Source organism: Natronomonas salina (assembly GCF_013391105.1).
GTDB classification, from domain to species: Archaea; Halobacteriota; Halobacteria; order Halobacteriales; family Haloarculaceae; genus Natronomonas; species Natronomonas salina.
The window spans coordinates 1,561,421-1,588,369 of the sequence record NZ_CP058335.1 but is presented as its reverse complement, the minus strand read 5'-3'; the positions used below and the strand labels follow the sequence as shown (position 1 = coordinate 1,588,369).

Genomic DNA, 26,949 nt, shown 5'->3' with positions numbered 1-26,949 from the left:
GGGGAGAACATGCTACCCCAGACCAACATCGGGGAGAAAACTCGACGTGCAGTGCTGAAAGCCGCCGGCGCGGCGCTCGGCCTCGCGGCGGCCGGGACGACGATCGGCCACCCGGGTGACGGCGGCAACAACAAGTTCTACGGCGGCACGGAGGGCTATCTCGGCGACAACGTCGCCGACTCCTCCGAGAACGCGAAACTGGTCGGTTACCACAGCGGCGGTGGTGTCGGTGAATCTGACGCACAGAACGCCCACAAGGGTGCGATGTCGGAGATGCGGATCCACGACGAACACGCCTTCGTGACCATATTCTCGGCGCGCGGCGAGGACTCCCAGCGAGGCCTGGCCATCTTCGATATCAGCGACTTCACGACGGCCGAAAGCGAGGGCGACCTCGAGCGGGCAGAACTGAAGCTACTGTCGTTCGTCCGCAACGACAACAACCAGGCCGCCTGCATGGACGTGAAGGTCAGCGACGACGGCAACGCCGTCTTCGTCGCCAAGCAGACCATCACGGCGCTGTTCGGCGAGGCGCGGAACTTCCAGCCGAACGGCGACGGCAGCGGGAACAGCCCGGGCGCCGGTTCGCTCGTCGCCGTCGACGTCTCCGAACCGGAGAACCCGACGGTCACCAGCGAGATCGAGCTCAGCCACTGGTCGGTCGGCCCGCACAACTGCTGGTACCACCAGATCGGCGGCAGCGAGTACGTGTTCACCGTCCACGGGACGAGCGGCGCGGCCAGCAAGACGAACGTCTTCGAGTACGACCGCTCGACCGGCCAGTTCACCCAGGTCAACGCCTGGTCCTGGGACACGGACCTCGCGCAGGGCGAGTACGGCGTCGAGAGCAACCAGTGGTATCACCACGACATCAACGTCCAGGAGGACCCGAAGACGGGGCGGCCGCTCGCGTATCTGCACTGCTGGAACGCCGGGCTGCGCATCTACGACGTCTCCGACCCGACCGACGTCCAGGAGGTCGGCGTCTTCGAGCAAGAGGGCGCCCACCACGCCGTCCCGGCGCCGACGCTGATCGATGGGAAGCGCGTCGCCGTCACGGGCCACGAGAACCCCGACTCCCACTACCACAGTTACATCCCGGACGACCACCCGCACGGCGAGACCGGCCGGTACCACCTCGTCGACACCGACCCGCTCGACCTGGCGCTGTTCGACGACCCGGCCGACGGCGGCGACCCCGACGTCGAGAAGGTGTACCTCGGCTGTTCGAGCACGGTCCAGGACGGCGACGCCGCCACGGCCCTCCAGCGGGCGCCGTTCCAGATGTACGAATCCGACGACGACGCCTACGTCGTCGAGGGCGACGGCAGCGACGGCGTCGCGACGGAACTCGACACCTGGGTCCTCATCGGGATGGGCGACGACGGCTGGGAGGACGCCTGGGGCTTCGAGACGGAAGCCGAGAACGCCGCCGACGAAGACGAGGAACCCGGCCCGTACGACGGGTTCAGCGACTTCCGGATCAGCAACCACAACCTGGACATGGACACCGAAGGGCGCCTCTACGCCGGCTGCTACCACGCCGGCATGCGGGCCTTCCAGATCGTCCCCGGCGAGAGTTCGAACGGTAACGGTAATCCCGGGAACCGAGATGGGAACGGCCCCGCCAACGACTCGGAGAACGCCAACGAGAACGCCGCCGGTGCCCCACCGTTTGAGGGTGGCGACGGGTCCGCGGACGGCTGGGAGATCGTCCCGACGGCCTACTTCCGCGAGGGCAAGGAGATCCCGGAGGAGTCCGCGATGGCCTTCGACACGCCGGAGGAGTCGCCCGCCAGCATCGACGGCCTGACGGCGTCGACCCCGTTCTTCTGGAACGGCGTCGAGCGAAACGGCGTCGTGTTCTCCAGCGGTATCAACGCCGGTCCCCACGCCATGCGGGAGACCCACGACGGGGCCGCCGACGTCGGCTACGACACCCCCATCGACGTCGACATCACGCGAGAGCACGACGTCCCCGTCTCGCAGTCCGGCCAGCGAGTCCAGGTCACCATCCGGGCCGACAGCGAGGAGGACGTGGTCGTCCGCGACGCGATTCCGACCGAGTGGGAGGTCGTCGAGGCCGAAGACTCCGACGTGGACCACGTCCACGAGGTCGAGGGTTACCGGACGATCGTCTCGCTGCGGCTCGACGACGGCGAGGCGGTCTACTACGTCGAGTCGCCCGAATCGCACGCCAACTACACCTTCGGCCCGGTCGAGTACGCCCGCGCCGACGAGAACGGCGACCCCGACGTCGACGGCCACTGGGGCGGCGGGAACTCGACGACCAACCGGCTGTGGCGGAAGGACAACGCCGCCGTCGACTCCATCGGCTCGCTCGGGCTCTGAGGACGTCCGGCTCAGCGACTCCGGTCGGTGCGACCGAGGATCGCCGCGTCACGCTCGAGGCGGGGTTCGACGTTCGGACTGCGGCAGTCGACGTCGATCTGTTCGGCCTGCCAGTGGCGACCGTCCTTCCCGTTCCAGACGCCGAACAGCGTCACCTTCGGCAGCTCGACGACGCCGAACAGGATCGACAGGTAGTAGATCAGCTCCGTGGCCTGGGTCCACGAGCCGGATGCTTTCCGCGGGATGTCGACCGGATACTCGACGTGCTGTGCGGGCACGTCGTGGTCGGTCGCCCGCTCCACGAAGCCGCGGTCGTTGCTCAACAGGATGGCGCGCTTGCGGCTCTCGTCGTTGAAGCGTCGGTACCCCTCGACGATCGCCTCGTCGCCCCGGTCGCACTCGACGATATCGACCGTCCGGTCGCTCAGCAGCCGTCGGTACTCGTAGAGCCCGAGGAACCCCTCTCGGTTACTCCCGGCCGGCTGGTCGTCCAGTCGGGCGAACGCCTCGCCGAACGCGGCCGTCAGCTCGTGGGTGTTGTGCTGCTTGTAGTGCCAGTCGAGCTCCTCCTTGACGCCGGTCGCGAGGGCGTACCCGTTGGTGGGTGCTCGCCCCTTAGGGTCCTCGCTGCCGGTCTCGCTGTCGACGTCTAGGACCTCCGGCAGTCGCCAGCCGAAGACGTTCGCGTCGATGCCGAGGACGACCGGCTCGTGGCCGGCCTCCAGGTCGGGATAGCCGTACCGCCGGACGAACGCCTCGACGGCCTCGCGGTTCGCGAGGTCGACGTGGCCGCTGGCGACCATCGCTCGCGTGTAGGTCGCGGCGTCCGGGAGGTCGTCGTAGGCCGGCTCGCCGTACTTCGCGGGGATCGTCTCGCGGTTGTCCTGGTAGGTCAGCGCCCCCTGCGTGAAGCGAACGGTCGCACGCCCGTGGTCCTCCAGTTCGATTCGGACGAGCTCGCCGATCTCGTCGCAGGGATGGACCAGGGGGATCGAGTCGATCCCCTCGTCGTAGAGGGCGTTCAGCAGCACCATCAGCCGCCGGCGCTCGAGATGCATCAGATCACCTCCGTGAAGTCGATGAGGTCGGTGGCCGTACGGGGAATCTCCGGGTAGAACCGCCCGGGGTAGCCCCCTGCTTTCCGGTGGAAGTAGTAGACGTGGTCGGCCTCGAAGTGGACGCCCGCCTGGAAGGCGATCGCCGACATGAACTTCCGACCGGGCGTGATGTCGATCGCGACCGTCGCGTCGGTGTCCCGGGCCTCCTGGATGGCCGAGCGATAGTAGTCGACGATCGCCTCGAAGTCGGTCTCCTCGAGCAGTTCCTCCTGCTCGATCACCGCGTCTCCCCCGTAGCGGTCCACGATGACTTCGAGGTGTTCGCAGGCTTCGTCGACCGTGTCGGCGACGTCCGGGTTCGTCAGGATCGACACCTCGTCCGGCACGTATCCGCTGTCGCAGGCGGCCATAAGCGGATTCAGGATCCCCGGCATCGTCGGCGTCCCACAGGTCACCCAGCGTCGGTGCATGGCCAGTCACGACTGGCCGACGTGTAATAGTGCTATCGAGTACCACGTCACCCGTGGTGGACTGGTTGTCATCCGGACCTCTACCGACACGCACGACGGACAGGTCGATTCGGTGGGTGCGCTAGAGTCGACTGGAAAAAGGATCGTTCCCGACCTTACTGTGCGTCGGAGGTGACCGAGAGGTTGACCTGGTTCTCGTCGCTGTCTTCGACGGTGGCGAGCGCGTAGACGAAGCCGAGGACCGACTCGTCGTCGTCGCTGCCGGTGAACCGGACCGTCTCGCGGCCGTCGTCCTCGAACTCGTAGGTGTCCGGCTCGACGATGACCTGCTCGAGTTCACTGTCGCCGGGCGTGTAGACGGTCGTCTCGTCGTCCGCGCTGATGGCACTCTCCAGCGTGTACGTCACGACGACGTCCTCACCGTCCAGGGTCCCCGAGAACGTCGCTTCGTACTGGTCGACGCTCTCCAGCTCGTCGAACTCGACGTCATCGAGGCTCGCCTCGTCGGAACTAGTCATTGAATTGAAAACTACGTGCTCGAGACTCTTCAACTACCGGCCGTCGACTCCCTCGTCGACGCGGCGGTCCCGCCCACCGACGGCCGTCCGGTTCGCCGAAACCACTACCGGTAACGGGGTCGTATCGCCGGTATGGCGGACCGAAGCGCAGACACGGCCGGCGTCTCGAACCTCGTGATCGCTCTCGGACTGTTCGCGGCTCTCGGGGGCGCCGCCTTCCTGGCCTGGCGTCGGACGGCACCGCTCTCCCGGCACGTACGGAACCGACGGCGCGACGAGGGGAGCGAGGGCGGCCCGACCCCGCAGCGAAATCCCGCGACGAGGCCGCTCTGACCGGCCGACGGGCTTCCGAGACACGTCGCCTCGTCAATCGGTAACCAATCTTTTGCTCCGTTCTCGAGAATCCATGTGGTAGTGTCTCGAGTTAACAACTCCCAGGACGGACGTCCCACCGTCCGCGTCACCGTTGGTCGCGGCGATGCGTCAGATGGGACGGCCGAGCGGGAAGCCGACGATACCGACGAGCGGGACGGGACCCTGGACCGAGGTCGCGACGTTCTACAGGCGGCTCGTGACGCAGCCGGCGAGGTCGACGTCCTCGAGGTCGGGTCGACCGGCGTGCGGGCGCTCGAACCCCTCGTCCTCGTCACGGACGACGGACGGACGGCGTACTACCCCCGAGTCTCGGTCGAGCAGACGCGAACACTGGTCGGCGACCTCGACGCCGGTGAACGCGGGACGGGCGACGCCGAATGGACCGTCGAGCACGGTCCCGATCCCGGGACGCTGCCGACGCCGTCGGACGGGCCGCTCGCGGTCGGGACGCGGCGGGTGCTCGGCGGCTGCGGGTGGGTCGACCCCGAAGCCGGTATCGACGCCGACGAGAGCGCCGCGACGCTCGCTCGCGACGACCCCGACGCGGCGCTCGAACAGCTCGACGACCTCGGCATCCTCGGCCGCGGTCGCGGGGACGCGAGCCGCGACGACCCCATCGCGGACGACCTGGCCGTCGTCGGCGACGCGGCGGGTGAGCCGGTCGTGGTGGTGAACGCCAACGAGAGCGACCGGCGCAACGAGACCGACCGGACGCTGCTCGGCGGGTCGCCCGCGGCGGTCCTCGACGGGGCGCTCGCGGTCGCCGAGATCGTCGGGGCGACCCCCGGCGACGTCGTCGTGTACACGAACGAGGCCGACGCCCTCGCGCAACGCCGCACCCGCGAGGCGACCGCTGCCGTCACCGACGCGGTCGGCGTCGAAGGGGATGCCGACGACGCCGCCACTCCACAGATCGTCGCCGGTCCCGACGAGTACATCGCCGGGGAGTTCACGATGGCCCTCGAAGCCCTGGAGGGCAACGACCGGCTGGAGGCGCGCCTGCGCCCGCCGGGCCCCGCCCGCCACGGGCTGTACGGTCGGCCGACTACCGTCCACACACCGCGGACGTTCGCACAGATACGCCGGGCGCTCCTCGACCCCGAGGCCTTCGACGCGGCCGATGCCGATCCGGGCACGCGACTCCTCACGGTCGCGGGGGACGTGGCGGCGCCGGCGACCGTGGAACTCCCGACCGGAAGCGGGCTGGCGACCGTCCGCGGCGCCGTCGAGACGGACGGCCGGGTCAAGATGGCGTGCGTCGGCGGCCAGTTCGGCGGCTTCACCCGGTCGCTGGACCACACGGTGAGCGCGGTCGGCCTCCGGAACGCCGACCTCGGGACCGAGGGGGTCGTCGAACTGTTCGGCGAGGACCGGTGCCCGCTGGCGCTGGCCGGCGAGCGCGCCCGGTTCGCCAGCGAGGCGAACTGCGGCCGCTGTTTCCCCGGCCGCGAGGGGTCGAAACAGCTCCTCGGGCTCCTGCGGGACATCTACGACGGCAGCTACGAGGACGACATGATACGCGAACTCACCCGCGTGATGGGCGGGACGAGCCTCTGTGACGTCGGGCGGTCGGCGGCCCGGAGCGTCGAGACGGCCCACGACCGCTTCGAGACCGAGTTCGAAGCCCACGCCGACGGGCACTGCCCCAGCGGCACCTGCGAGGTGACCTCGTCGTGAGCATGGACGACCCGCCCGGGCCGACCGAGCACGGCCCGACCGAGGCGCTGCCGGGCGTTCCGAACGTCGACGACCCCCGGTCGAGCACCCCGCTGACCGACGACTTCCGCACGGGGCGGGCCAACGATCCCGACGTCGGTACCCGCGGCGACGAGATGACGACCGTGACGGTCGACGGCGACCCGGTCGCCGTCCCACCGGGGTCGACGCTTCTCGACGCCATCGAGACGGTCGAGACCGCCTCGGACGTCCCGGCGCTCTGCGCGTACGACCGCGACACCGAGCAGTCCGACGAGGTCGGCCCCTACGGCGCCTGCCGGACCTGCACGGTCGAGACCGACGAGCACGGGCTCGTCCCGGCGTGTAGCTTCCCGGCCGAGGACGGCCTCGACGTGCGCACCGACGCGACCGACGCCGAGGAGGCCCGCGACGTCAACCTCGACCTCGTCATCGGCAACCACAATCTGCGGTGTACGACGTGCGGACAGAACGGTCGCTGCGAGCTCCAAGACGCCTCCATCGAACAGGGCGTCAACCAGCCGCGGTACGGCGTCTTCGATGAGCGCGACGCCTACTCGCCCATCGACGACACGAACGTCATCCAGATCGACCGCAACAAGTGCATCCTCTGTAGCCGCTGTGTCGACGCCTGCAACGACGTCCAGGCCGCCGGCGTCCTCCGGATGTCCGGCCAGGGCGACGACCTCCACATCGACTTCCAGCAGCCCGAGGCCGAGACGATGGAGGATTCGACCTGCATCTCCTGCGGGCACTGCGTCACGGTCTGCCCGACCGGCGCCCTCGTCGAGGACGGGCTCGTCGACGCGACTACGCTCCCGCTTCCCGGGTTCACCCAGAAGAACTCCATCGGGTCGGTCCAGGAGGGCCGATCGGTCGAGACGGCCGACACGGCCGAAGCTCCGAACCGGGACGTCCCGGGCCGCGACGACGGTGGTCGCCCCGGAGAGCCCGACCCCGGGTCGCTCTCCGGCGTCGCCGCGTTCATGGCTAACGCGAAGCGGGAAGCCTCGGAGCTCCCGAGACGGATGGCTGACGGCGCGCTCGAGCGGGTCGAACACGCCACCGAGGAGGTCGCCGAGAGGTCGCTGACCATCGGCCAGATGTTCGACGCCGCGGAGGTCGTCAGCGGCGCCCGGAAGCGTGACATCACGGTCGCCGACACGACATGCACCTACTGCGGTGTCGGCTGCCGGTTCGAGCTGTACGGCAAGGGCGGGGAGGTCCTCGGCGTCCGGCCGGCCGACCCCGAGGAGACGCCGGCCAACGACTTCTCGACGTGCGTGAAGGGGAAGTTCGGCTACGACTACGTCGGCTCCGACGAGCGACTGACGACGCCGCTGGTCAAGGAGGACGGCGAGTTCCGCGAGGCGTCGTGGGACGAGGCGCTGGACCGCGTCGCCGAGCGCCTGACCGAGATCCGCGACGAGTACGGCGCCGATGCGCTGGCGGTGACCTCCTCGTCGAAGGCTACCAACGAGGAAAACTTCCTCGCCCAGAAGTTCGCCCGCCAGGTGTTGCAGACGCCACACGTCGACAACTGCGCGCGGCTGTGTCACTCCTCGACGGTCGCCGCGCTCAAGCAGACGGTCGGCTACGGCGCGATGACAAACCGCATCAACGAGGACGTCGGCGAGACCGACTGCTACCTGATCACGGGGTCGAACACGACCGAGAGCCACCCGGTCCTGGCGACGCGCATCGTCCAGAACGTCCGCGACGGCGCGGACCTGTTCGTCTTCGATCCCCGGGAGATGACTATCGCGGAGCACGCCGACCAGTACGTCCGGACGAAGCCGGGGACGGACATCGCCTGGCTCAACGGCATGATGCGGCACATCATCGAAGAAGACCTCTACGACGTGGCGTTCGTCGAGGACCGGACCAAGCACTTCGACGACCTGAAGGAGACGGTCGAGCCGTACACGCCGGAGGTGGTCGAGGAGGTCACGGACGTCCCGCCGGAAGACCTGATCAACGCGGCCGAGACCATCGCGAACGCCGAGACGTGCGTCTACGGCTGGGCGATGGGGCTGACCCAGCACTCCCATGGCACGCGCAACGCGCTGGCGATCGTCAACCTGGCGCTGCTCTGCGGGCACCTCGGCAAGCCCCGCTCCGGGCTCTCGCCGTTCCGCGGGCAGAACAACGTGCAGGGCGGCGGCGGGGACATGGGGCCGCTCCCCAACAACCTCCCGGGGTATCAGTCCATCACCGACGACGACGTGCTGGACAAGTTCGAGGCGTCGTGGGGCGTCCGCCCGCCTGACGAGGTCGGCCTGCGGGTCACCGAGATGTTCAGCGCCGTCCCGGGCGTCGAACAGACCGTCAGCGGCGACGAGGGCGAGGACGCGTACGGCGGCGACGACCCCGACGACGGCGAGGAAGAGCGGGGCACCGACGACCCGTCGGCCGACGAGGACCACTCCCCCGAGAACACCGACCTGCACGGGATGTACATCGTCGGCGAGAACCCACTCCTCTCGGAGCCGGACATCCAGCACGCCGAGGCGGCGGTCGAGGCCCTCGACTTCCTCGTCGTCCAGGAGCTGTTCATGACCGAGACCGCCCAGCACGCCGACGTGGTGCTGCCGGCGGCCTCCCTGGCCGAGAAGTACGGGACGATCACGAACACCGAACGGCGGGTCCAGCTCGTCCGGCCGGCCGTCGAGTCGCCGGGCGAGGCGCGGACGGACGCCGCCATCCTGCAGGACCTCGCGGGCCGGATGGGATTCGACTGGGGCTACGAGACGCCCAGCGACGTGATGGACGAGATCAACGACCTCGCGCCGATCTACGGCGGCGTCACCCACGAGCGCCTCGAGGCGAAGGGCGACGGCCTGCAGTGGCCCTGCTGGGACGAGGACCACCCGGGCACGCCGTACCTCTACGAGGACGAGTTCAACTTCGACGACGGACTGGCGCGGTTCGTCCCCTCGGAGCTGGCCGAAGACCGGTATCCCGCCCCCACCGAGGACTACCCGTTCACGCTCACCACCGGCCGCGTGCTCTACCACTGGCACACCGGGTCGATGACGCGTCGCTCGGAGGCGTCGATGCGGCAGGTCCCCGAGAGCTTCGTCACCATCCACCCGGAGGCGGCCGAGCGGCTCGGCATCGCCGACGACGAGTACGTCGTCGTCGAGTCCGCCCAGGGCGAAATCGTCGTGCGGGCGAACGTCGAGGAGACGTCGGGACCGGACGTCCTGTTCGTCCCGATGCACTTCGTCCACGGCGCCGTCAACACCCTGACCAAGGAGGAGTTCGACCCGCTGAGCAAGATCCCCGCGTACAAGGTGACGAACGTCCAGGTCCGCCCGCTCGCCGAGACGCCGATCGACGAACCGTCGTCGCCCGAGGAGCTGGCGGACGACGGCTCCGAGTCCCTGGCCGGCGACGACTGACGCGGCACTCTCGGAGCCCCCACACGGTCGGTCCGGGGGCCCACCGGCCCCGGCCCTGTCGCCCGACCGCGGAAACGACAGCGGGAAGTCCCCGGTACCGGTAGCCCGATGCAACGAGCGAGTGGCGATGGACCCTGTCGAGAACGCCGGGCGGTTGCTCGAACGAGCCGGCATCATCACCGCCGAGCGGTTCCGCCGGACGTTCGACCTCGCGTGGCCGCGCATCGTCACCGGCTTCGCAATCATGTCGAAGCAGACGGTGGACCTCGCGATGGTCGGGGTCGCCGTCGGGACCGCCGGGACCGCGGGGCTGGCGTTCGCGCTGTCCTACTGGGGGATCGTCGCCCTCCTCGGGCTCGGGCTCGCCGGCGGGACGATCAGCCTCGTCTCGCAGAACTACGGCAGCGACGACCCCGAACGCGCCGCCCGCGTCGTCGAGCAGAGCGTCATCCTCACGGTCGTCCTCGCCACCCCCATCATGGCGGTGTTCGTGGCGGTTCCGGATGCGTTGATCGGGGTGCTCGGTGCGGATCCGGCCTCGCTGGAGCACGGCAGCGTCTACCTGACGTTCGTCGCCCCGGCGGTCCTCTTCGAGATGCTCAACCTCGTCGCCAGCCGGACGTACACCGGCATCGGCGACACGTACACGGAGATGGTCAACCGGACGACCGGCGCCCTGCTCAACATCGCCCTCAGCGCGGTCCTCATCTTCTGGTTCGGACTCGGGGTGGCCGGGGCCGCCCTCGGTACCGCCATCTCGACGGGCGTCGTGACCCTCACCCTGGGCTGGGGGATGACAGGACGCTCGTACGGCGGTCGCCTGGGGATGGAACCCAGTCCGGTTCCGATCACACCGGGTCGACCGTGGGTCGACCGCGCGCTGCTGCGGCAGTTGCTCGCGATCTCCGCCCCGGAGATCGGCCGGCGGCTCGCCCAGGGTATCGTCGTGTTCCCGCTGCTGTGGATCGCGGCCTCGTTCGGCCCGGTCGTCGTGACCGCCCTCGAGGTGGCCCGCCGGGTCCGGACGCTCGTCAACAGCTTCAACTGGGGGCTGTCGCTGGCCTCGAGTTCGCTGGTCGGGCAGTACCTCGGCGAGGGCGACGAGGCCGAGGCGGGGGCCTACGGGGCGTCGATCATCCGGCTGGCGGCCGTCGTCTACGTCGCTATCGCGGCGCTGGTCGTCGTGCTCGCCGACCCGATCGCCGGCCTGTTCGTCTCCGGGTCGGCGGCGGTCGCCCAGACCGCGACCTTCGTGATCGTCAGCGCGATCAGTTCGGTCGGCCAGGGGATCGACGGAACGGCGACCGGGGCGCTCATCGGCGCCGGCGACACGCGCCTGCCGTTCGCCGCGTCGCTGCTCGGCCGCTACGTGTTCGCCCTCCCGGTCGCAGCGATCGGGCTCGTGACGCCGCTGGGGATCGGCGGGCTGTACCTCGCGCTGCTGCTGGAGATGCACGTCCCGAGCTGGATCAACTACGGCCTCTTCCGGACCGGCCGGTGGAAGGCGGTGAGCCGGCGGTACCGGGAGTCCGTGGATACCGGGTGATGGAGGCCGACTGTCGGCGCTTCACTCGAGAACAGGATCGGCGATCCCGGCCTGCTCGAACGTCCCCGATTTTACAGTTCCCCCGCTCGCCGCAACCGCCGCCTGGTCCGGCCGCTACGTTTATTCCGCCGGAGAGTGACTACTTATCGATGAAACCGGGCCGGTTCGTCAGCTACTGTTTCCTGTACTGTGGAGCCGTCCTGCTGGCCACCCACTCGCTGACGTACGGCCTCCAGTTCGGATTCGAGAGCCTCACCCAGTACAGCGTCGCCCTCATCATCCTCGGCACCGGCGTCTACCGGTTGAGCGATTCCGACCGGGAGACCCTCGGGCCGGACGAGTACGGACCGCTCACCCACGGGATGGCCGCGCTGGCGCTCTTCGTGACTCTGATTTTCCTCGCACAGATGCTGGTCTTCTGACAGCAGCGGCGTACAACCTCGATCGAGCTCTCAATTTCGGTCGAACTCGGCGAGAGCAAGGCCAACCATCCCGTAATATTAACTGACTGATGTATGGGGTGTCCCGTTACAGTAATTCGTCCAGGCGCGTATATCGGGGCATCTGGACTTTCTACTGCTAGTTCTATATACTCTGCTGTCGTATCACTCTCATGAAGGGAAGGGTGCTACCGACCGTGCTCGTCGTCCTGATCGTCCTCCTCGCCGGCTGCGCCGGCGGTGGCAACGGTGACGTCGCTTCGGGTGAAACGCCGACGGACAGCGACGACTCGGGTGGGGACGTCACGCTCGTCGAGAACCGGACGGCCGCGCTGATCGAGGCCGGCAGTTACACGTCCACCTGGGAGATGGCCTTCGACAGCGACGGGGAACGCGCGGGCGCGACCACGTACACCCACGCCGTCGACTACGAGAACGAACGGTCGAACTTCGGGATGCGGCTGGCCGGCGAGGAAGGCGTGAGCACCGACCACGAGACGTTCTACGCCGACGGGACGATGTACTCGCGGTACGGGTCCGACGAGGACGCGACTTACCAGGTCGCGACCGGCGAGTTCTCCCCCGGGGACACCATGTTCTCCGTCGAGAGCTCCTTCGCGAGCGGGGCCGACCTCGAGGCGTTCGAGGCGGCCGGCACCGAGACCTACGACGGCGTCACGGTCACGCGCTACGAGCGGACCGACGATCCGACCTGGGTCACCGACCAGGCCACCGACGGCGAGTTCACCTGGACCTCCTTCGACTACGTCGTCCTGGTCGACGAGGACGGCCTCGTCCGCTACGAGAGCTGGGGCGGCGACGGCGTCGACGCCGACGGCGTCGAGCAGACGATCACCTTCAGCTACTCGCTGACGGGCGTCGGCTCGACCACCGTCGAGGACCCAGACTGGCTCCCGGCCGCCCAGGAACAGTCCGGCCAGTGAGCCCTGGACGGGCTCCGTAGCTGCAGCGAACCGGCGGCCGGACGGCGTCCGTTCGCCGCGCAGCCGTAACCTCGAAATCAGTTCTCCACGAACCAACCGAACGTGCCCGATTCCGTCGACCTGGCCGGTCTGGACGAACCGTCGCGCGGGGCGGACGACCACTCCGAACTCCTCTCCGAACTCGACTCCCACGACATCGCCGTCGCGGCCGACGCCGCCGAGACGACCGACGGTCCGGCCTTCGAGTTCGACGCGGCGGCCGACCCCGACGAGACGTTCCCGCAGTCGGTCGCCAGCGGCGGGCCGACGCCGGAGGGGGTCATCCTCTGGACGCGCGTCGCCCCGGACCGGTTCGACGCCGGCGCGCCGCTGGCGGTGCAGGTCGCCCGCGACGAAGCGATGTCCGACATCGTCTACAGCGGCGTCGTCACCGACACCGAGGGGATCCGCGCCCACGACTACACGGTGAAGGTCGACCTCGACGGCCACCTCGAGGCGGACCGCGAGTACCACTACCGGTTCGTCTACCGCGGCGTGGCCTCCCGGGTTGGTCGCTGCCAGACGCTGCCGCGGCCGGAGGACTCCCCGGAGTCGGTCCGGCTGGCGGTCCTGGCCTGCCAGAACTACCTCAACGGCTACTACCCCGCCTTCCACTACGTCGCCGAGGAGGACGTCGACTTCCTCGTCCACCTGGGGGACTTCATCTACGAGTCCGGAGCGGGCCACTTCAAGGGCCTCGGCTCCTACGAGTACGAGGGCCGCGAGAAGTCGCTGCCGAGCGGCCACGACCGCGTCTGGGGCCTCGAGGACTACCGCTACCTCTACCGGCTGTACCGCAGCGACCGGTTCCTCCAGGAGGCCCTGGAGTCCCACACCCTCATCGCGGGCTGGGACGACCACGAGATGGTCAACGACCTCTACTGGGACTCCGAGACCGACGCGCCTGCGGGCGACCACCCGCGCGCCGACGACCCGGAATTCATGACCCGGCTGGTCGCCGACGCGATGCACGCCTGGTGGGAGTTCATGCCGGCCCGCGTCGAGTACGACCCGGGCGGCGACTCCCTGCAGGACCGCTTCCAGCTGTGGCGGGACTTCGAGTTCGGCGACCTCGTGACGATGGCGATGACCGACGAGCGGCTGTTCCGCGACCCGCCGCGGCGAGCGATCCCGACGCCGGACAACGTCGGCCCGAACCGCGAGCCCCCCGGGCGGACAATGCTCGGCGAGGAACAGCGGGAGTGGCTGCTCGACACCATCACGGGGTCGGAGACTAAGTGGACGGTGTGGGCCGACGAGGTGCTGACGTCGCCGTTCCGGTTCGGGTCGGGGCCGCTGTCGATCTACCCCGTCCAGGGCGGCTGGGACGGCTACACCCGCGAGCGGATGGCGATCACCGAGACGATCGCGGCTGCCGACGTCGAGAACTTCGTGACGCTGACCGGCGACATGCACTGCTACGTCGCGGCGTACAAGCAGAGCTCCTACCCGGGTCGGGTGACCGGCGGCGAGGGCGTCGCCCAGGGCGAGCGCATCGGCGTCGAGTTCATGACGCCGGCCGTCACCTCGCTGAACGTCGCCGAGGCGCTGCACCTCACGCGCGGCCGCCGGAAGCGGGTCACGGAGCCGCTGCTCTCGTGGCTGATCCCTGCGATGAACCCACACATCGAGTTCTTCGACAGCCACAACTGGGGGTACTCGGTCGTCGAGTTCACGCGGGAGGACTGCACGTACGTCGGCTACGCCGTCGACAAGACGGTCGACTCGCCGGACGCCGACCGGTCGGTGGTCGCCGCCTACCGCGTCCCGGACGGCGTCGTGAACCTGGAGGACGTCACCGCGGAGTACGATGACTGACCGTCATCGGTGGTAGTGAAGCGATGTGACGTACCCCGGGCGGGCTACCGGAGGCTAGGCGCACTTTACCTGAAATAACGAACGGACGGCAGAGCCGATTGGATCTCCGGTGGGAGACGCCTAGATGGAGTCGCTGGCGGTGTCGGTCGGGAGGAACGACCGGGACTCGGTGGCGGTCGGGCGCCGGAAGGCGAGGATGAGCGACCACATGAGCCCGGCGGCGAGGGAGCCTGCCGCGGAGAAGGTCATGCCGAGCGAGAGGTAGGTTCCGCCGTAGACGAGACCGATCGCCGCGGAGGGGAGGCTCGTGGCCCAGGGGACGCTCGCGACGGCGCTCCGGAGCGTAGGTGTCAGCGAAATGATGGAGATGATGCTACCTGTAAGGAAGATGAAATCTTGCCACATTATCGGATCACCCCGTTGAGGGAGACGGGAGTAGTCGGGTCGTACACAGTGGTAGGAAGCGAACGGGGTATATAAGCCACACGGTGTCAACAAAGCGCCGTCCTGGGGTATCGTTAGTGTCTCTCACGGCGCGAGACCGGTTCCCCTTGTGGTCTCGATTACGACTCTCGTCGATAGTAGGGACGGTGGTACTGACGACATCACGCCGCCGTATCGTGGGGGGTCCGGATGGCCATCCTTACCACATCGAGTCGGACCTCCCGGCGACCCGCGACCCGATAAAATATACGTTACCTGATAGAATATCGCCTGTCTGGGTAGATCGGGCGGAGGATCTATTCTGTTCGGATGAGGCGAGTCGTCGACCTCCGGCCAGAACGGCCGGGGGAACGACGATTTATCCGTCTTTCAACCGGAGAAAACTACCGTTGGGTTTATGCTACGGAGCACACAGTGTTCCCGCTATGGAAACGAAGGCAAAACCGGACCAATCCGTCACCCGGCCGCTCCCGTTGGCCATCGTCGAGCGGGTGGCCGCACGCGAGAACGTCGACCCCCTCGATCTTCCGCCGCTCCACGACGTCGTCGATACCGACGCGCTGATGGCGCTCTTCGCCACTCCGGAGCGGCGCGTCGATCACGTCACGTTCAGCTATCACGGGTACGACGTGACCGTCGAAGGTCCACAGCAGATACAGGTCGAACCGCTTCCGATCGACGGGCGGTAGGGGTCGATTCGAGGGCGTTACTCCGGCGACTACTAGCTGTCCGGGACGAGGTCGTCCTCGTCACGGTCGTGCGGTGGTTTCTCGAGGTAGCGTCGGATCCGTTCTCTGTCGGCCGCGGTGATTCCAACTCGCTCCATCGGTTCGTACGTAGGGGACTCGCGCGCAAGAGGCGACCGCCAAAATGTTTTGGCCGCCTTCGGAGGCTCTCTGCCGGGCTACCGCTCTCACCTTCGCTACCGAGCGATGACCGGTTCCGTGCGAGTTACCTCTAGAATGAACGCGTTCATAGTTCCCCTAGCGTATACTCGCCTGTACTCCCATGTCCGACACGGAATCCCCAGCGCTCTGCGTCGTGAAGTGCCGCACCTGCGAGACCCGCTTTCCCGCGAACCTCCGACCGGGCGGCGAACTCCAGACCAGCAGCCGGTACCGGGGCTGCGACTGCGAGAACCCCGACGTCGGCTGGGTCTTCAACTGCGAACCCGACCCCTCTCCCGCGCCGTGATCACGGGGTGAGCCGTGGCCCCGCCGTGCCGAGGGGGTAGCGTCGGCCATACTTTCCCGAGGTTCTCCGTTCCAGTATCCGGGGACTATCCTCACTCCTGAACCCACCGCTGGTCGGGGTGGGCCTCCATCGCGGTGATCGCTTCGTCGTCGAACTCCCCGTCCGCCGCGCCGGGCGCGAGCGACACCGTCCGTCTGTCCCGGTCGTACTCGAGTACCCCGGCCTCCTCGAGGGCGGGAACGTGGTTGTGGTACAGCTTGATCCAGTAGCACTCGGCTCGCGTCCAGCGGTCGACCTCCGTCTCGACGTCGGTCCGCGCCAGCTCGACGGCGAGGTCCGCGAGACTCAGCGGGACGTCCGTCTCCTGGAGTCGCTCGACGACGCCTCGTCGTAGCTGGCCGGCCAGCACAGCGGCGAGTTCGCTCCGGTCGACGTCGAGCCCTGCCGTGCCGCTCCGGTCTCTCTCCATCTCGCCTGCAGGTAGCACTTCTGCAGGGAAACCAGATGTTCCTAAAAAACTAGTAAGGACCGGCGGAGCACCTCCCTCTGCGTATCTCCCCGGTGACGGCGTCGTGACGCCGCTTGCGGGAGCGCGGCTCCTCGCGGTCGCCCGTTCGGAGGCGGTGCGTACGGCCGAGTAAGCTCCCGCAAAGAGACGTTCACGAGAGCGTAGGTGTCTGCAACCGAGATTTGTGACTCCATAGTTAACCGTCGGTCGTCCGAAACGTGACTGTTGTACCCATGGCCGAAACGACCACCGACGAGACGAAGCTGACTCGAGCGGAGGCGGCCACGTTCCTGCGGACCGTCGCCGACCAGCTGGACTCCGAGAGCCGGACGGTCGAGATCCCCGTCGGCAACAAGGAGATCCGGCTGTCGCCGCCGGAGACCATCGACCAGGAGACGACGATAACCGAGCGGTCGCGCCGGCTCCGGAAGGACACCGAGGAGGTGGCCATCACGTTCAACTGGAACCCGACGAGCGACACGGCGGAGTCCGACGCCGAGACGGAGTCCGACGACGAGGTCGAATCGGAGCCCGAACCGGAGACGGAGACCGAACCCGAGACGGACCACTGATCGAACGATGATAGCTGGAATCAGCGGTTACGTCGACGGTGTCGTACTGCAGGCGAGCTTCGAGACCGACGCGATAATCAGCGCCGTCTTCGTCTTCCTCGTCAGCCTGCTCGTCGGGGCGGCGGCGATCCACCTCGCGGCCAAACTGCTGGTCGACCGAGATACGGGCTTCCGCCGGGCCATCCTGACGGCGCTGATCGGCGCGGCCGTCTACACCGTGGTCGGGCTGTTCCTCGGGTGGATCCCGTTCCTCGGGCCGCTGCTCATGCTGCTGGCGTGGATCGGCATCATCAACTGGCTGTTCCCCGGCGGCTGGGGGACCGCGATCGGCATGGCCATCATCGCGTGGGTCGTCGCCGTGCTGATCCTCTTCGCCCTCTCGACGCTCGGCATCGTCACGCCGGATGCGCTCGGCGTCCCAGGCGCCTGATCCGGGGTCCGGCCGCTCTTCCCGTTCTCGACAGTCCACGCATACGCGCTGCGCGATCGGTCTGGACTGCTCGCTCGGGGTCGTGTGCCCCGTCTGTTCCGCTCCGTCGCCACCCGTCAGCCCTGCGCCACCCGTTCGACGAACGCCGGCGTGACGGTCGTCTCGACGACGGCCGCGACGGCGAGCAACGCGAACGCGACGGCCACGAGCGCCGCCACGTCGAGCAGGACGTCGCGGCGCCAGACGGTCCCGGGCGCGACGCGCGACCAGACGACCAGGACCGCGACGCGGACCGAGGCGCCGGCCACCACGAGGAACGCGGCGGTCTCGACGATCCCGTGCGGCAGGAACGCCGCCAGGGCGACCGTCGTCCCGTAGGACTCGGCCAGCAGGCTCACGCCCCACCCGAAGTGGACGGCGTTCTTCGCGAGGACGAAGATGGCGCCGATTGCGAACGTCAGGGCGCCGCCGACGAAGATCGCCAGCAGCACCGTCGCGTTGTTCGCGAAGATCTCCCAGGTGGTCATCGTCGCCCCCGGGATGACCGTCAGCGCCTCGATGCCCTCGTCCGTCCCGGCGCCGTCGCCGAGGTGGAGGCTCGCGGCGAACACGGCGAGGAAGATAGCCGCCGGAATCGCGGCGTGCCGGACGAGCCGCTGCCAGAACGAGCGATGCTCGAAGGCGGCGGCGACCCGGGTGAGGAGACGGATTTCGGCGGGCGTCATCGACGGTCTAGTCCCTGCTAGGTCCTCAACGGACAAGAACGTGCGTCGAGGCTCACTCGTTGACCCGAGGCTCCCGACGCGGCTCCCCACTCCAGACTGGTAGCCGGTCGGGGCTTCCCGACGGCACCCGCGCCCGCGACAGTCTTTCCCCGCCGTACCTCGTAGGGCTCTACGAGATGAGCGAGACCACCCGCAGGGACGACACGATGCCGCCCGACGAGGTCGCCGCCAGGCGGGACGACGACGAGCTGTTCGTCCTCGACGTCCGCAACGAGGATGACTACGAGGAGTGGCACGTCGAGGGGAGCCGCAACCTCCCCATCTACGACCAGCTCCTCGAGAAGGAGTTCTCGGGCCTCGAGGCCGCCCTCGACGAGCTTCCGGCGGAACGGGAGATCGCGGTCGTCTGCGTGGCCGGGGTGACGTCGGCCCGCGCCGCCGAGTTCCTCCGGGAGCGCGGCTACGACGCCCGGTCGATGGCCGACGGGATGAACGGCTGGGCGCGCGTCCACGTGCCCTACGAGACCGAGACGCCCGGCGTCGTCCAGGTCGTCCGCCCCGGGACCGGCTGCGTCTCGTATCTCGTCCACGACGCCGGCGAGGGCGTCGTCGTCGACCCCAGCCTCTACGTCGACGAGTACCGGGAGGTGGCCGCCGAGCGCGACGTCAAAATCGTCGGCGCCGTCGACACGCACGCCCACGCCGACCACGTCAGCGGCGGCCGCCCGATGGCCGACGACCTGGGCGTCCCCTACTACCTCCACGCCGAGGACGCGGGCGAACTGGACGGCTACACGCCGATTGCCGACGGCGAGACCATCCCGGTGGGCGACTCGGAGCTGACGGTCCACCACACCCCCGGGCACACGCCGGGGAGCGTCTCGCTCACCTGGGGCGACGCGCTCCTGTCGGGCGACACGCTGTTCCTGCGGAGCGTCGGCCGCCCCGACCTCGAGGGCAGCGACGAGACCGACGTCCGGGCGGCCGCCGCGGCCCTCTTCGAGAGCCTCCGGGAGCTCGCCCACCTGCCCGCCGAGACGGCGGTCTACCCAGGGCACTTCGACGACGAGGAGCGACGCCCGCTCGCGAGCACGCTCGGCGACCTCGCGGCGACCAACGAGCTGTTCGGGATGGACGGTCGCGACGAGTTCGTCGAGGCCATCGTCGAGGGGCTCTCCGAGGAGCCCGCCAACTTCAACGAGATCAAGGCGATCAACTGGGGGAAGCGACCGCTGGACGACGACGCCGGCGACCTCGAACTCGGGCCGAACAACTGCGCGGCGAACTGAGCGCCGGGCGGTCCCGGGCGGCGCGTAGTTTTACGGGCTCGGCGCCGCTGTGTGGGGTATGCCGAAGATCGACGCCACCCTGGACGGCCTCGACGCGGACGTCGGCGAGCACGCCCGCCTCGCCGAGGAGATGGGCTTCGACGGCCTCTGGAGTCCCGAACTGGACTACGACTCGTTCCTCCCGCTGCCGATCGCGGCCAACCAGACCGAGCGCATCGAGTTCGGCACGCGGATCGCCACCGCGTTCACCCGGTCGCCGATGGTCCTCGCGTACATCGGCTGGAACCTCGCGCGGTTCTCCGGCGGCCGGTTCCGGCTTGGCCTCGGGACGCAGGTGCAGGCGCACAACGAGCGGCGGTTCAGCGTCGACTGGGGGGACCCGAACCGGCGACTCCGCGAGGTCGTCGAGTCGATCCGCCACATCTGGGACTACTGGCAGGGCGACGTCGAGGAGTTCGGCTACGACGGCGAGTACTACTCGTTCTCGCTGATGACGACCGTGTTCAACCCGGGACCCATCCCCGACCCGGACATCCCGATCTACTTGGCGGCAGTCAACGAGCGGAACGTGAAGCTCGCCGGAGAGCTCGCCGACGGGCTGTGCCTGCACAGCTTCAACACGCCGACGTACACCGAGGAGCGCATCAAGCCGTGGCTCGCCGAAGCCGCCGAGGAACACGGTCGGTCGCTCGACGACGTCACGATCTCGGCGAGCCCGTTCGTCGTCACCGGCGAGGACGAGGCCGCCATGGAGGCCCGCCGCGAGATGGTGCGGATGCGGATCGCCTTCTACGGCAGCACCCCGGCCTACAAGCCCGTCATGGAGACCCACGGTTGGGCGGACACCGGCCGGGAGCTCTGGGAGCTCTCGCGGGAGGGCAGCTGGGGGGAGATGACGGACCTGGTCACCGACGAGATGGTCGAGACGTTCGCAGTCGAGGCGCCGCTCGACGAGATCGCCGACGCCGTGCGGCAAGAGTACGGCGGCGTCGCCGACCGCGTCGTCTTCGACATGGACACCGGCTTCGAGGGCCAGGACTTCTGGCGGGACATCGTCGCCGACTGGCGGCAGGATTGAGGCCCCCGAACCAGGGGTCGTCGGGTGGTGATTGGGCCGAATCCGGGGCGTAGCGTCGACCGGACCGAGACCCCGCTGAAGGCGCCGACGCCGAGCCCGCTACAGGATGCCGACGATGGTCTCGTACAGCGACTGCGCCGTCAGCATGCTGCCGCCGAGCAGGACGAGCCCGGCCGCCAGGAACCCGAGGTTCTCGTACCACTCGACGTCGTAGAAGTGGTTGACGGCGCCGATCAGTGCGAAGACGGTCACCGGCAGGCCGATGAGGCCGTTGATCGCCGGCATGATGATCGCCATCTCGACGGGCCCGAAGCCGGTGAACCGCAGCAGCGGGATGGCGACGGCCGCCGAGGCGACGATCAGTGCGATGACGGTGCGCCGGAAGCCCTGGTCGCCGAAGACGGTGCGGTTGCCGAGCGCCTGCGGGACCATGAACCCGGCGCCGAACAGCGTCCCGGTCGCCGAGCTGATGCTGGCGAGGAACGCCGCGACGAGGAAGACGATGAGGGCGCCCTGCCCGAGCGCGTCGGCCAGCGGCTGGCCGGGGCCGGTCAGGGTCATCTGGCCCTCCGAGAGGGTGACAGCGGAGACGATCATCACGAAGCTCCCGATGAGGAGCGTCGTCGCGATGCCGACGGCGTTGTCGCGGCGGTACCGCCAGACGTCGTCCCACTCCTTGGTGGGGCTGATCGACGACTGGATGAAGAAGTTCGGCCAGTAGACCGTCGTCCCGAGCAGCGCGATGACGGCCGTCAGGTAGCCGATTTCGGTCTGCAGGATGGGGACGAGGCCGCTGGCGACCGACTGCCAGGGGACGTCTAGCCCGGCCAGCAGCAGCCCGTAGGAGCCGAACACCGCGATGACGATCGCGGCGATGGCGGCCTCGACCCGGTCGTAGACCTTCAACTGGACGATGGCGATGCCGATACCGGCGGCCAGCAGGATGCCGACTAACACGTTGTCGAGGCCGGGGACGAGCCACGCCAGCGCGGCGCCGGCGACGGCGTAGTTGGAGACGGCCCACAGCGCCGACATCAGGGAGATGCCGACGAGCAGCGACGGGCCGCCGAAGGGGAGGACGTCGACGATGTAGTCGGCGAGCGGTTCGTCCTTGACGGCGAGTCGCGCCGACATGTCGTGCAGCGCGATGTCGATGAGGAAGGCCAGCGGCAGCACCCACAGCAGCGCGAACGCGAAGTTCGCGCCGGTGTCGGCGAGGATGTACACCGACCCGGCGCCGAAGACGTTCGCGGCGAAGAGGATGCCGAGGCCGTAGCGGTACAGCGCGCCGTGGATGGCCTCGCCGCCGGGGACGACGTCGACGACGGTGGACGTATCGCTACTCATGTGTCACTTCCCGAGTGCGTTCTGATCTGGTTGGCCGCTGCTGTACGTCGGTGAAGTCCGATCGATCCGTGGTGGGATTCAGAACGAAGTACTTGTACTTCGGCGGGTTGGTTCGGTAGCGATGCGTCTGTCCGTGGTGCCTGTCCTAGCATAGGTAGTCTGAACTCCGGAGACGGACTGGGCCGTCTTCCGGTCTGCATGCGTCTGGGTCTCGCGACCCGAACCGCGAGTGGACGGCGTCGGAGTGGACACGCCTCGTGTACTCTATAGACGAGTCAAATTGTTAAGGGGTTTTCCCAGCCGGTTTTCGATAACCTAGAAGCGGTTCTAGACTCCTACAGCGAACCGTGAGAATCACCGCTACGTGGCACAGTTTCCACCTATCTTCGATGCACAGTTCGCACGGTGGATCCTTGAATCATCGTCGATCAGAATCGAACAGGGGTTCACGGTGACAAATAGCACACACGAATCGAAGTTCAAGGGGCACGGCAGGCACTGTGATGGAACCGTCTGCAGCGTAACTGTCAGATAATTCTAGCATCAAACTGCTGATATAAACGTACGGTACGGAAGACAGGGCCATCTGGGTCTCTGGCGGCTTTTTTCATCGCTGGCGTGACGGTATCCCAATCTGGTTAGGCTCCGCACCTACCCCTGTCCCCCTCGAACAGGGAGTGAATGCAACCTGTATGGGGTTCCGACGGTGGAGCGCGGCACGACGTGTATCACGCGGGGTGTAGCTTCCGATGAGCAACGCCCAGTGGACCGACGGAACGTACCGTCGACTGCAGCACGTCCTGGAGAGCTACGGGATGGGGCTGCTGTTCGCCGCGAACATCTTCGGCGCCGGGTCGATCTACATCCTCACGTCGACCGGCGCGAACTTCGGGTTCAGCCTGCTGTGGGTCCTTCCGGCGTCGCTGCTGGTCGGCCTCGCCGTCCACGAGATGTCGATCCGGATGGCCGTCCGGGACCAGCCGCTCATGGCGTTCATCCGCGACGGCATCGGCGATCGCCCCGCGAAGGGGTTCGCCCTCTTCATCGCGTTCATCATGCACTTCTGGAGCGTCGCCAACTACGCGCTGGCCGGGGCGGCGCTCGCGTACCTGACGCCGCTGGACAACGTCCTGATCTGGACCGTACTGGCCGGCGCCGCCGGCCTCGCGCTCGTCGAACTGAAGGTCTACCACCGCATCGAGACCGTCATCGCGATCCTCGTGCTGGCCGTCTTCGGGTCGTACCTCCTGCTGTTCTTCGGCGTGGAGGTCCCGGTCGCCGCGGCCGCGGGCGGGCTCGTCCCCACGATGAACACCGACGTGGGCTACCTGACGATGATCATCGCGCTCGTCGGGACGACGATCTACTACCCGAACTTCTTCATCCAGACGAGCATGTACGGCGACAAGCCCTTCGAGACGCTCGGCCGGTACCGCCGCGACCACACCTTCGGACTGCTGGCGGCGATCCTGATGAGCGCCGCGGTGCTGATCATCGCCGCCATCACGGTCCCCACCGGGGAATCCTCGCTGATCGACCCCGCGCGGCCGCTCGTCGCACACGCCGGCCAGTGGGCGCTGCCAGTGTTCGTCATCGCCGCCGGCGCCGCCTCGTTCTCGAGCGCCACGGGGACGCTGTTCGGCGCCGGCTTCATGGTCCCACAGGCGTTCGGCCTCGACACCAGCTTCGGCGACCGGCCGTTCCGGCTCGTCGTCGAGGTGCTCATCGCGCTGTCGGTCGTCCTCGCCGTCCCCATCCTCGCGTTCACGGACTTCACGCCGGTCCGCCTCGCGCTGCTGATGCCGGCCGTCAACGGCGTCGTCGGGCTGCCGGCGACGGTCGTCGCGCTGTACCTCGCGACCCACGAGCACTACGAGCTCTCGTGGTTCGAGGACTTCTCGTTCGTCACCGCGGTCGCGCTGATGATCGTCGCGGCGCTGGTCACCACGCAGTCGCTCGGATCGACCATCGTCCAGTGGGTATGAGGGGCTCCGGGGAGTAGGGAGCGTGTGGCCGGAACGCTCTTCGCTATCACCGTCGTCGTCGCCGCGGTCGCGGGGCTGTTCATGGCCTGGTCGATCGGCGCCGTGGCCATCGGTGGCGGCGCGTTCGCGCCGGCCGTCGGAGCCAACGCCATCCCCGTTCGCCGCGCGGCGGTTCTGCTCGCCGTCTTCGGGTTCTTCGGCGCGCTCCTCCAGGGGGCCAGCGTCACCGAGACGATCGGGAGCGGGCTCGTCCGCGGCACGGCCGTCACCCCGCTGGCGGCGGGCGTCGCCATCCTCTTCTCGGCGGTGCTGATGGCGATCGGCGCGATCGGACGCTACCCGATCCCCGCCGCCTTCACCGTCACGGGGTCGATGGTGGCGGCCGGGCTCGCACTCGGCGGCGCCCCCGCCTGGGACGTCTACACCCGTCTCGCAGCCGTCTGGGTCGTCGCGCCGTTCGTCGTCGCCCTCGCCTCGTACGTCATCGCGAAGCTGCTGGTGCGCGACGACCTGCCGAAGGAGTACGCGGTCTCGGCGGTCGCCGGCGTCGTCTTCCTGACGATCCCGTTGTTCGAACTCCCGTACTTCGGACCGGCGGGCCAGCGGGGGACGCTCGCGGGGACGCTCGCCGCCTGGACACCGGTGGTCCAGGAGGTCGTCCGGGTCGGGCTCCCGATCCTCTTCGCCGCCGGCGGCGCCTGGCTGGGGTACCGACTGACGCTCCAGCACGGCGAGTCGGAGACCAACCGCCGGCTGCTCGTCTGGCTCGGCATCCTCGTCGCCTTCTCCGGCGCCGGCAACCAGATCGGCCTCGCGGTCGGCCCGGTGATGCCGCTCCTTGAGGAACTGTCGGTCGGCTACACGCCGGTCCTGCTGGTCGCCGCCGGCGGGCTCGTCGTCGGGGCGCTGACAGGGTCGGCGCGCCTCATCGAGGCCGTCGCCGTGGAGTACGCGACGCTGTCGCCGTCGCGGTCCATCGCCGCGCTGGTGCCGGCGTTCCTGCTCGCCCAGATCGCCATCGCCTACGGCGTGCCGGTCTCCTTCAACGAGATCATCATCGCCGCCATCGTCGGCAGCGGCGCCGCCACGGGCGCCGCCGGCGAGGTCAACCCGCGGAAGCTCTACTTCACGATCGCCGCGTGGGTCGGCTCGCTGGTCGGCGCCTTCGCCGTCACGTACGGCCTGGTCCGGCTGCTCGTCGGCGCCGGCGTCGCCTGAACGTCGCTGCAGAACGGTCGCGGCGGTTCAGTCGAAGACCTCGGCCATCAGGATGTCGGCGATGCGCTCGTTGGTCTGGGGGCTGTAGTGGCCGCCCTCGCCGCGGTCGACGTACAGCGAGTCGACGGCGTCGGGGTCGTCGCTCTCGGGGAAGTGCTCGGCGACGTCGACTGTCTCGAGGACGTCGTACTCGTCGTCGAGGCGGTCCAGCAGGTCGCCGTAGATGGGGCCGTGCTCGGCGCGGCGCCTGGCGTAGCGGAGCTGGCCGACCATCGCGAAGACCGGCGTGAAGTCCTGTTCCTCGGCGTAGTCGACGAACTCGCCGACGACGGCCTCGAAGAGGTCCGACTGCTCCTCGTAGAGGTCCTGGTGGTACTCGACGCGGTCCTCCTCGAGCCGGAGGACGGTGTCCTTCTGGCGGTCGGCGGGGTCGACGCCGGGGATGGAGCGGCCGTACCGGGCCTCGAGGTCCTGGAGGGCGCCGTAGGCGCAGTAGCGGACGTGGTCGGCGTCGCCGAAGAGGGTCCGCGAGTAGGGGAACGTCGCCAGGTGCGGCAGGAACCACCGGTCGTAGTGGAAGTCGTTCGACCGGAGGAGGTCGGCCCGCGACTCCAGGTCGAGGAGGTCCTCCTTCTCGTCGACGGGGCTCTCGACGAGCTCCAGGTCGCCGTTCTCGAGGCGGTAGCGCGGCTTCACCGCCAGGACGTTGCCGAACTCCTGGTAGTGCTTCCAGACGCTGAGGATGCGGGCGATCGAGGAGGCCGTCACGACCATGCAGACGTAGTCGGTCGGGTCCTTCGGGTACTGCCGCTTCATGCGGAGGACCGCCTGGTCGAGCCCGTAGTTCCCGCCGCCGTAGTTGCCGACGTGGGCGTCGAGCCGTTCGGCGAGGTAGTGCTGGAACGTCTCGTCGTCGTTGACCTCCCGGCAGAAGCAGTAGGAGTCGCCGTACGTCGAGACCGACGGCGACCCGGAGTCCGCGATGTCGGTCGAGCCCGTCGCCGCGCCGGCGCCGTCGGTTCGACCGGCCGCTTCGGCCGGTTCCTCGGCGTCGGCGTCCGGGTCGGCCGTCCGCTCGGGGTCGCGGTCGCGGGCCGGACAGACCCGGCTGCCGTACTCGTCCGTCGAGTACGTCACGACGGTCCGGACCTCCTCGCCCGGGAGGTGGTCGCCGGTGTCCTTCTGCTTCTCCATGTTCGGTTGCGGCGCCCAGCCCAGTTCGGGGTCGAAGCTGGTGAACTTCTCCAGGAGCGCGGCGTCGATTTCCGGGAACTCCTCCATGACGACCGTCGGGAGGCTGTCGAGGCCGCCGCCGTAGCGGTTGAGGGTGCGATAGGAGACGTACTCCACGACTGCGAAGACCGCGCCGACGAGGAAGGCAGGTACCAGCGGTGCCATCGCGTTCCGCTACGGGCTTACGCCGTATGAGGGTGGGGGGACGGTTGACCGACGACCCGGCTGCAGCCGGCGGGTTAGGACATCGATACTCCCGACTTCGGA

Annotated in this window: 24 protein-coding genes; 16 read left to right on the top strand and 8 right to left on the bottom strand. The window is 68.4% G+C overall.

All coding sequences use genetic code 11. From position 1 onward, the window contains the following. Positions 1-9 precede the first annotated feature (9 nt). The gene (locus tag HWV07_RS08465) at positions 10-2,352 is read left to right on the top strand and encodes an LVIVD repeat-containing protein (RefSeq protein WP_178333879.1); all 2,343 of its coding nucleotides are present in this window, start codon (positions 10-12) and stop codon (positions 2,350-2,352) included. 11 nt (positions 2,353-2,363) lie between these two features. Here the strand turns inward: HWV07_RS08465 and HWV07_RS08460 are convergent, their stop codons facing one another. From HWV07_RS08460 to HWV07_RS08450, 3 genes are all read right to left on the bottom strand, one after another. Beyond that, positions 2,364-3,410, bottom strand: coding sequence for a hypothetical protein (locus HWV07_RS08460; RefSeq protein WP_178333878.1), 1,047 nt, complete (start codon positions 3,408-3,410; stop codon positions 2,364-2,366). Continuing rightward, entirely contained in the window at positions 3,410-3,880 is a 471-nt protein-coding gene (locus tag HWV07_RS08455) for a CRISPR-associated ring nuclease (protein WP_211694258.1), read from the bottom strand. The genes HWV07_RS08460 and HWV07_RS08455 overlap by 1 nt, the downstream gene beginning before the upstream one ends. 155 nt (positions 3,881-4,035) lie before the next feature. Beyond that, a complete protein-coding gene (locus tag HWV07_RS08450) occupies positions 4,036-4,398 on the bottom strand; it encodes a hypothetical protein (protein WP_178333877.1) in 363 nt (120 codons plus the stop codon). Positions 4,399-4,530: 132 nt separating this feature from the next. Between HWV07_RS08450 and HWV07_RS08445 the strand changes: the two genes are divergently transcribed. From HWV07_RS08445 to HWV07_RS08415, 7 genes are all read left to right on the top strand, one after another. After that, a complete protein-coding gene (locus HWV07_RS08445; protein ID WP_178333876.1) occupies positions 4,531-4,731 on the top strand; it encodes a hypothetical protein in 201 nt (66 codons plus the stop codon). 81 nt (positions 4,732-4,812) lie between these two features. Next, positions 4,813-6,450: an NADH-ubiquinone oxidoreductase-F iron-sulfur binding region domain-containing protein gene (locus tag HWV07_RS08440; protein ID WP_211694255.1), complete on the top strand. Its 1,638-nt coding sequence runs from the start codon at positions 4,813-4,815 to the stop codon at positions 6,448-6,450. A 2-nt stretch (positions 6,451-6,452) separates the two neighbouring features. Continuing rightward, positions 6,453-9,872 carry a molybdopterin-dependent oxidoreductase gene (locus tag HWV07_RS08435; RefSeq protein WP_246279874.1) on the top strand — a complete coding sequence of 1,140 codons (3,420 nt, stop codon included), beginning with the start codon at positions 6,453-6,455 and terminating at the stop codon, positions 9,870-9,872. Between the two features lie 127 nt (positions 9,873-9,999). Then, the gene (locus HWV07_RS08430; RefSeq protein ID WP_178333874.1) at positions 10,000-11,418 is read left to right on the top strand and encodes an MATE family efflux transporter; all 1,419 of its coding nucleotides are present in this window, start codon (positions 10,000-10,002) and stop codon (positions 11,416-11,418) included. 149 nt (positions 11,419-11,567) lie between these two features. Continuing rightward, positions 11,568-11,840, top strand: coding sequence for a hypothetical protein (locus HWV07_RS08425; RefSeq protein WP_178333873.1), 273 nt, complete (start codon positions 11,568-11,570; stop codon positions 11,838-11,840). Between the two features lie 191 nt (positions 11,841-12,031). Beyond that, positions 12,032-12,802, top strand: a complete 771-nt coding sequence (locus HWV07_RS08420) for a DUF7537 family lipoprotein (protein WP_178333872.1) — start codon at positions 12,032-12,034, stop codon at positions 12,800-12,802. 102 nt (positions 12,803-12,904) lie between these two features. Then, positions 12,905-14,659, top strand: coding sequence for an alkaline phosphatase D family protein (locus HWV07_RS08415; protein ID WP_211694253.1), 1,755 nt, complete (start codon positions 12,905-12,907; stop codon positions 14,657-14,659). 120 nt (positions 14,660-14,779) lie between these two features. Here HWV07_RS08415 and HWV07_RS08410 read toward each other — a convergent pair whose 3' ends face one another. After that, the gene (locus HWV07_RS08410; protein ID WP_211694251.1) at positions 14,780-15,064 is read right to left on the bottom strand and encodes a hypothetical protein; all 285 of its coding nucleotides are present in this window, start codon (positions 15,062-15,064) and stop codon (positions 14,780-14,782) included. 464 nt (positions 15,065-15,528) lie between these two features. Here HWV07_RS08410 and HWV07_RS08405 point away from each other — a divergent pair, with 464 nt between their 5' ends. After that, on the top strand, positions 15,529-15,792 hold the full coding sequence (locus tag HWV07_RS08405) for a HalOD1 output domain-containing protein (RefSeq protein WP_178333871.1): 264 nt from the start codon (positions 15,529-15,531) through the stop codon (positions 15,790-15,792). A 319-nt stretch (positions 15,793-16,111) separates the two neighbouring features. Continuing rightward, on the top strand, positions 16,112-16,297 hold the full coding sequence (locus HWV07_RS08400; RefSeq protein ID WP_178333870.1) for a hypothetical protein: 186 nt from the start codon (positions 16,112-16,114) through the stop codon (positions 16,295-16,297). Between the two features lie 91 nt (positions 16,298-16,388). On the opposite strand, the gene HWV07_RS08395 is transcribed toward HWV07_RS08400, so the two are convergent. Continuing rightward, positions 16,389-16,766: a DUF7344 domain-containing protein gene (locus HWV07_RS08395; RefSeq protein ID WP_178333869.1), complete on the bottom strand. Its 378-nt coding sequence runs from the start codon at positions 16,764-16,766 to the stop codon at positions 16,389-16,391. Between the two features lie 272 nt (positions 16,767-17,038). On the opposite strand from HWV07_RS08395, the gene HWV07_RS08390 reads away from it, so the two are divergent. Together HWV07_RS08390 and HWV07_RS08385 are read left to right on the top strand one after the other, a co-directional pair. Then, complete coding sequence (locus HWV07_RS08390) at positions 17,039-17,377, top strand: amphi-Trp domain-containing protein (protein ID WP_178333868.1); 339 nt, start codon at positions 17,039-17,041, stop codon at positions 17,375-17,377. Between the two features lie 7 nt (positions 17,378-17,384). Next, positions 17,385-17,807 carry a TMEM199/VMA12 family vacuolar ATPase assembly factor gene (locus tag HWV07_RS08385; protein ID WP_246279853.1) on the top strand — a complete coding sequence of 141 codons (423 nt, stop codon included), beginning with the start codon at positions 17,385-17,387 and terminating at the stop codon, positions 17,805-17,807. Positions 17,808-17,923: 116 nt separating this feature from the next. Here the strand turns inward: HWV07_RS08385 and HWV07_RS08380 are convergent, their stop codons facing one another. Next, positions 17,924-18,532 carry a stage II sporulation protein M gene (locus HWV07_RS08380; protein WP_178333867.1) on the bottom strand — a complete coding sequence of 203 codons (609 nt, stop codon included), beginning with the start codon at positions 18,530-18,532 and terminating at the stop codon, positions 17,924-17,926. A 176-nt stretch (positions 18,533-18,708) separates the two neighbouring features. Here HWV07_RS08380 and HWV07_RS08375 point away from each other — a divergent pair, with 176 nt between their 5' ends. Together HWV07_RS08375 and HWV07_RS08370 are read left to right on the top strand one after the other, a co-directional pair. Continuing rightward, positions 18,709-19,821, top strand: a complete 1,113-nt coding sequence (locus HWV07_RS08375; RefSeq protein ID WP_178333866.1) for an MBL fold metallo-hydrolase — start codon at positions 18,709-18,711, stop codon at positions 19,819-19,821. A gap of 58 nt (positions 19,822-19,879) precedes the next feature. Next, positions 19,880-20,899 (top strand): TIGR03617 family F420-dependent LLM class oxidoreductase, encoded by a 1,020-nt coding sequence (locus HWV07_RS08370; RefSeq protein ID WP_178333865.1) that lies wholly within the window; start codon positions 19,880-19,882, stop codon positions 20,897-20,899. A 99-nt stretch (positions 20,900-20,998) separates the two neighbouring features. On the opposite strand, the gene HWV07_RS08365 is transcribed toward HWV07_RS08370, so the two are convergent. Continuing rightward, on the bottom strand, positions 20,999-22,246 hold the full coding sequence (locus tag HWV07_RS08365) for a divalent metal cation transporter (RefSeq protein WP_178333864.1): 1,248 nt from the start codon (positions 22,244-22,246) through the stop codon (positions 20,999-21,001). A 749-nt stretch (positions 22,247-22,995) separates the two neighbouring features. On the opposite strand from HWV07_RS08365, the gene HWV07_RS08360 reads away from it, so the two are divergent. Together HWV07_RS08360 and HWV07_RS08355 are read left to right on the top strand one after the other, a co-directional pair. Beyond that, complete coding sequence (locus HWV07_RS08360) at positions 22,996-24,231, top strand: divalent metal cation transporter (RefSeq protein ID WP_178333863.1); 1,236 nt, start codon at positions 22,996-22,998, stop codon at positions 24,229-24,231. A 24-nt stretch (positions 24,232-24,255) separates the two neighbouring features. Continuing rightward, positions 24,256-25,449 (top strand): inorganic phosphate transporter, encoded by a 1,194-nt coding sequence (locus tag HWV07_RS08355; protein ID WP_211694249.1) that lies wholly within the window; start codon positions 24,256-24,258, stop codon positions 25,447-25,449. Positions 25,450-25,476: 27 nt separating this feature from the next. Here the strand turns inward: HWV07_RS08355 and HWV07_RS08350 are convergent, their stop codons facing one another. Continuing rightward, the gene (locus tag HWV07_RS08350; protein ID WP_178333862.1) at positions 25,477-26,847 is read right to left on the bottom strand and encodes a hypothetical protein; all 1,371 of its coding nucleotides are present in this window, start codon (positions 26,845-26,847) and stop codon (positions 25,477-25,479) included. Positions 26,848-26,949 lie beyond the last annotated feature (102 nt).

Coding starts and splice junctions, on each gene's coding strand:
- HWV07_RS08465 (WP_178333879.1), top strand. CDS start 10: ATGCTACCCCAGACCAACATCGGGGAGAAAACTCGACGTGCAGTGCTG.
- HWV07_RS08460 (WP_178333878.1), bottom strand. CDS start 3,410: ATGCATCTCGAGCGCCGGCGGCTGATGGTGCTGCTGAACGCCCTCTAC.
- HWV07_RS08455 (WP_211694258.1), bottom strand. CDS start 3,880: ATGCACCGACGCTGGGTGACCTGTGGGACGCCGACGATGCCGGGGATC.
- HWV07_RS08450 (WP_178333877.1), bottom strand. CDS start 4,398: ATGACTAGTTCCGACGAGGCGAGCCTCGATGACGTCGAGTTCGACGAG.
- HWV07_RS08445 (WP_178333876.1), top strand. CDS start 4,531: ATGGCGGACCGAAGCGCAGACACGGCCGGCGTCTCGAACCTCGTGATC.
- HWV07_RS08435 (WP_246279874.1), top strand. CDS start 6,453: ATGGACGACCCGCCCGGGCCGACCGAGCACGGCCCGACCGAGGCGCTG.
- HWV07_RS08430 (WP_178333874.1), top strand. CDS start 10,000: ATGGACCCTGTCGAGAACGCCGGGCGGTTGCTCGAACGAGCCGGCATC.
- HWV07_RS08425 (WP_178333873.1), top strand. CDS start 11,568: ATGAAACCGGGCCGGTTCGTCAGCTACTGTTTCCTGTACTGTGGAGCC.
- HWV07_RS08420 (WP_178333872.1), top strand. CDS start 12,032: ATGAAGGGAAGGGTGCTACCGACCGTGCTCGTCGTCCTGATCGTCCTC.
- HWV07_RS08410 (WP_211694251.1), bottom strand. CDS start 15,064: ATGTGGCAAGATTTCATCTTCCTTACAGGTAGCATCATCTCCATCATT.
- HWV07_RS08405 (WP_178333871.1), top strand. CDS start 15,529: ATGGAAACGAAGGCAAAACCGGACCAATCCGTCACCCGGCCGCTCCCG.
- HWV07_RS08400 (WP_178333870.1), top strand. CDS start 16,112: ATGTCCGACACGGAATCCCCAGCGCTCTGCGTCGTGAAGTGCCGCACC.
- HWV07_RS08395 (WP_178333869.1), bottom strand. CDS start 16,766: ATGGAGAGAGACCGGAGCGGCACGGCAGGGCTCGACGTCGACCGGAGC.
- HWV07_RS08390 (WP_178333868.1), top strand. CDS start 17,039: ATGGCCGAAACGACCACCGACGAGACGAAGCTGACTCGAGCGGAGGCG.
- HWV07_RS08385 (WP_246279853.1), top strand. CDS start 17,385: ATGATAGCTGGAATCAGCGGTTACGTCGACGGTGTCGTACTGCAGGCG.
- HWV07_RS08380 (WP_178333867.1), bottom strand. CDS start 18,532: ATGACGCCCGCCGAAATCCGTCTCCTCACCCGGGTCGCCGCCGCCTTC.
- HWV07_RS08375 (WP_178333866.1), top strand. CDS start 18,709: ATGAGCGAGACCACCCGCAGGGACGACACGATGCCGCCCGACGAGGTC.
- HWV07_RS08370 (WP_178333865.1), top strand. CDS start 19,880: ATGCCGAAGATCGACGCCACCCTGGACGGCCTCGACGCGGACGTCGGC.
- HWV07_RS08365 (WP_178333864.1), bottom strand. CDS start 22,246: ATGAGTAGCGATACGTCCACCGTCGTCGACGTCGTCCCCGGCGGCGAG.
- HWV07_RS08360 (WP_178333863.1), top strand. CDS start 22,996: ATGAGCAACGCCCAGTGGACCGACGGAACGTACCGTCGACTGCAGCAC.
- HWV07_RS08350 (WP_178333862.1), bottom strand. CDS start 26,847: ATGGCACCGCTGGTACCTGCCTTCCTCGTCGGCGCGGTCTTCGCAGTC.